Source organism: Bradyrhizobium sp. MI1.7, assembly GCF_055811795.1.
The window spans coordinates 1-3606 of record NZ_JBVVPO010000167.1 but is presented as its reverse complement, the minus strand read 5'-3'; the positions used below and the strand labels follow the sequence as shown (position 1 = coordinate 3606).

Genomic DNA, 3606 nt, shown 5'->3' with positions numbered 1-3606 from the left:
GCCCTTTCCTCAGATTCCGGCTTGTGGTGGCCATCGTGCCAACCACGGATGTTAGCGAGTTCTCCTCGACGAGCGAGCGGCTGCAAAAGGACGTGACGCGCACCAGGCGATGACGTCGACGCCAACGATCGCGAAGATTTGCGCGCGATCGCGTTCGCGCGCGCAGATGGGCGACCGCAATCGCATTGCGGAGAAGCTTTGCGCGTGACAGAGTGAGCGCATGAGGCATCCTCGCTGCGCGCACGACCGGCTTGTTCACAACGTACTGATTCACAACAAGAAGTTAGTGTCAGTATGTTAGTAAAGTTAGAGCGGCCGGAAAGCGCGAAGAAACAAGCTCTTAAGCTCGATTCCGGTCCCCGATAGCACGAGGATCGGGTCCCCGATAGCACGAGGGTTGCGGTCCCCGATAGCACGAGCTGATTCACAGGTTGTCCTCCGGATTTGAGATGAAACCGCGCCGGCGCAGGCGTGCCGTTAAGGGATTGACGGGCGCAGGCGCGAAATTCAGCCGCTCGGCGCCGTTCGGGTCGCGCGTGAGCACGAGCTGATAGCCGGGCAATGTCTGGCGCTGGACGATCTGACGTACGTCATACGCAAAGTGCTTGAGCGGCGAGAGGATGCCGGACTTGGCGTGGAGGTGCACAAGGTCAAAGCTCCAGCCACCCTCCTGACGCCCACCGTGCTTGCGCACGAGCCGGTAGAGCCAGCGCTCAAGTCCGCCCGTCAGATCGAAATACGCGCGGTCGATCGTGAGCACGAGCGCGTCATCGATGATGCCGGCATAGAACCAATCAGCCAGGATCAGTTCGAGTCCAAATGGGCGACCATTTGCGTCCCCCGTCTCCTTCCACTCGTTGATCCAGGAGAAACGATGCCGCCGCCGTTCTGCCGGTTGACGGATTGACGTCAGCACGGTCGTTGACTGAAGCCTGTCGAGACCCGCCTTCAGCCGGTCATAGTCACGCGCGCTGGTGCCGCGGCCGACAGAGGTCAAAATCTCGTAGGGCGTTGCAGCCATCAGGCGCGACGTCCTCAGGCCGGCGTCACGGGCTTCGCCGATCTGGGAGGCGGCCCAGATCAGAACATCTGCATCCCAGATGGTCGCCATGCCGTGTTCCGCCACGGCCTCGACGCGAATTGCGATCGCACCCGCACGGAATTCGATCGGCACAACCCGCTTGGTCTTCGCCAGCGAAAAGAACGAATAGGCCATCAGATCCTGCGCGTCGCGCGGCGCGAGATCGCCGGGCAGCGCTCGAAAGAGCTCAAGTTGGTCGCGCTCGGAATGCTGTTTGCGCCGCATGGTCACTGCTCTCACGCGACAATCAGCGACGTTCCTGGCCGGCATAGGGGCGCAGCACCGGATGCTTCTTGGCCGGCAGCACGGTGCCCTTGCCAGGATCGGACGTCGACGTCTTGGCTCCGAGGTCGGCCCACGCTTTCAGGTCATCCACGGCGTAGACGACACGTCCTCCGATCTTCCGATACGTCGGCCCGGTACCGTACGTGCGGTGCTTCTCAAGCGTGCGACCCGAGAGGCCAAGATAACGCGCGGCCTCCGGTGTACGCAGAAAGCGCGGGGGCAAGCCGGCCATCGGATCGGGCATTTGAGAACTCCAGGATGATCGCGTGCCGTAAATGGCGGCGCCGGCGTGTGTGCGGTCATCATGGAGAAGCACGCCCTCGGAGGGGGATGCCGAATATTGAGGGGGCGATTTTCGATACCCCCAAGCGGAGGCCTATTCCTCCCGGCGCTCCGGCCGCAGAAGTTTGCGATAGCCTCCGCGTACCAACGCGAGGCCGCCTTGCACCAGGCGGATCGTTCGACTGCGCAGATCGTGCGACTTCCAGGCGCGATCGGGGATGCGCTTTTTGCCGAACAGCACCTCGGCGATCGTACGATAGCTACCTCCGGCGCTGTGCGCATCGAGTGCACGAATCGCAGCGCTCAGGCGTTCCCGCCGCTGTTTTGATAATTGGTGAAAGGCAGGGCCTGGCGCGCGTCCATTGATCGCACGCCAGAGCCGTCGGGCTGCATACGCACGCGCTTCCAGATCGTCGTCGAACGGTAGTTCGGCAACGTAAGAGGCGCCGATAACCGGCGGCTCTTTGGACCAGATACGATGTTCGACCGCGCCCATGCGCAGCACTGCATGCCAGCCGTCAGGCGCGCGGCGCACTTGGCCGGCTGCAAGATCGAGCAGTGACTGAGACGCTGACTTGTGAGGAACAGCCGAGGCGGCTACCGCGACTGGAATGACCGCTGCTAAAACTTCAGGCGCCCAAAAGATCGTCTGCTCGCCGAAGGACCTCTGCGGGTCATGGGCGAAAGCAGATGCCCCACCTCCTCCTGAATTCCGCGGTCACTTCGCCATCTGGACTGCTGGCGATCATCGCTTCGTATTCGCGCTGATAGTCCGTGTTACGACGGAGACATTCCCAGGCGATGTCAGTGATTTCAGCGTCTTGTAGGCTCTTGTAGGAATCCGGCGACCGCCAGTCGAATTCAGGCATTGCTTCCGCCCCATTGCACGCAGCTAACAAAGATTGCATCGCAATAGGTATGAACGAGGCGGTTGTAGGAAGCCCCTAGTTTGGCACCACGTGGTGCGCCGGAATGACCACCGGTTTCCGGGAAGAAAATAGTTCTGCCCGCAAGTCGCTGGTTGGAGATTTTCTTCTATTTTGAGCCGTTGCTGCGTAAAAGGCGTGCTTGCTCGGTCACCCATTTGGCGCGCGCAAGATGACTCTGATACGCGCTCAGCGCACGGTCCGGCTCTCGCTCTGGGTCCATATGCAAGACCACTCGAACCACTTCGCGCCAGTCCGCCCCCTCACCCTCCGCCTGCAAAAGGCGAATGTACGTGACGACATGCTGCTCGTCATAGGCCGTCAGCGTCGGCTCATTCGGTGCGACATCTGCGACGCCTGGATCGAGGGATGGTTTCTGCATCATACCCACTTTAGAACGACAACAAACTACGCCATGGTTTGGTCGCAATCCAGACCTCGGTTGCCCGTTGGACTTTTGGATATTCTTTGGAATCGCAACCTAGATCGGTCGCGCTCATAGCGTCGCCACAGACGATAGCATGCTTGTACACGAATAGGAACGATCGTTCCTAGAACGATCGTTCCGGCTCAGTTCCCATACCGCCATGGATCTCAAAGAGATCATGGCTGTAAACCTGCGTCGGAAACGCCACGATCTACAAATGACGCAAGAGGAACTGGCCGAACGCGCTGGATTAAGCGCTCGTTACGTCGGCGCCATCGAGCGCGGCGATGTATCAGCAAGCGTTACCGTGCTCGGACAAATTGCTGAAGCATTGGGGATCGAACCGGGCGACCTCCTCAAGAGGGCTGCGCGGCCTAGCAAATCGTAGGCCGCCACAAGCTAGCGACGAAGAGCCCCGCCCGGAGATCCGGGTGGGGCTCGGTGGACGAGTCCTACTCGCCGTTCTTGCGGGGCCGTGACCAGAGCAGGGTGTAGCCTTCGCCGCCTTCGTCGTCGAACAGGTTCGCGTAGATCGGCGCGTTGAAGGAGGGATCGTCGAGCTTGAGCGAGAGGTAATCGCGGCCTTCGTCGGAGCGCTTCGACCA

7 protein-coding genes are annotated in these 3606 nt (G+C 60.8%); 1 reads left to right on the top strand and 6 read right to left on the bottom strand.

Features of this window, described 5'->3' with window-relative positions; translation table 11 throughout:
• Positions 1-424 precede the first annotated feature (424 nt).
• The 5 genes from AC0L3X_RS46720 to AC0L3X_RS46700 form a co-directional block, all read right to left on the bottom strand.
• Positions 425-1306, bottom strand: a complete 882-nt coding sequence (locus AC0L3X_RS46720) for a replication initiator protein A (protein WP_473317567.1) — start codon at positions 1304-1306, stop codon at positions 425-427.
• Positions 1307-1328: 22 nt separating this feature from the next.
• Positions 1329-1610: a helix-turn-helix transcriptional regulator gene (locus AC0L3X_RS46715; RefSeq protein WP_007594540.1), complete on the bottom strand. Its 282-nt coding sequence runs from the start codon at positions 1608-1610 to the stop codon at positions 1329-1331.
• 132 nt (positions 1611-1742) lie between these two features.
• Complete coding sequence (locus tag AC0L3X_RS46710; RefSeq protein ID WP_473317566.1) at positions 1743-2144, bottom strand: DUF2285 domain-containing protein; 402 nt, start codon at positions 2142-2144, stop codon at positions 1743-1745.
• A gap of 178 nt (positions 2145-2322) precedes the next feature.
• Positions 2323-2517 carry a transcriptional regulator domain-containing protein gene (locus AC0L3X_RS46705; protein ID WP_473317565.1) on the bottom strand — a complete coding sequence of 65 codons (195 nt, stop codon included), beginning with the start codon at positions 2515-2517 and terminating at the stop codon, positions 2323-2325.
• A 166-nt stretch (positions 2518-2683) separates the two neighbouring features.
• Positions 2684-2956: a DUF2285 domain-containing protein gene (locus tag AC0L3X_RS46700; RefSeq protein ID WP_473317563.1), complete on the bottom strand. Its 273-nt coding sequence runs from the start codon at positions 2954-2956 to the stop codon at positions 2684-2686.
• Between the two features lie 205 nt (positions 2957-3161).
• Between AC0L3X_RS46700 and AC0L3X_RS46695 the strand changes: the two genes are divergently transcribed.
• On the top strand, positions 3162-3389 hold the full coding sequence (locus AC0L3X_RS46695) for a helix-turn-helix domain-containing protein (protein ID WP_473317562.1): 228 nt from the start codon (positions 3162-3164) through the stop codon (positions 3387-3389).
• A gap of 64 nt (positions 3390-3453) precedes the next feature.
• On the opposite strand, the gene AC0L3X_RS46690 is transcribed toward AC0L3X_RS46695, so the two are convergent.
• A partial coding sequence (locus AC0L3X_RS46690) for a DUF736 domain-containing protein (protein WP_473317568.1) occupies positions 3454-3606 on the bottom strand: 153 nt, incomplete at its 5' end.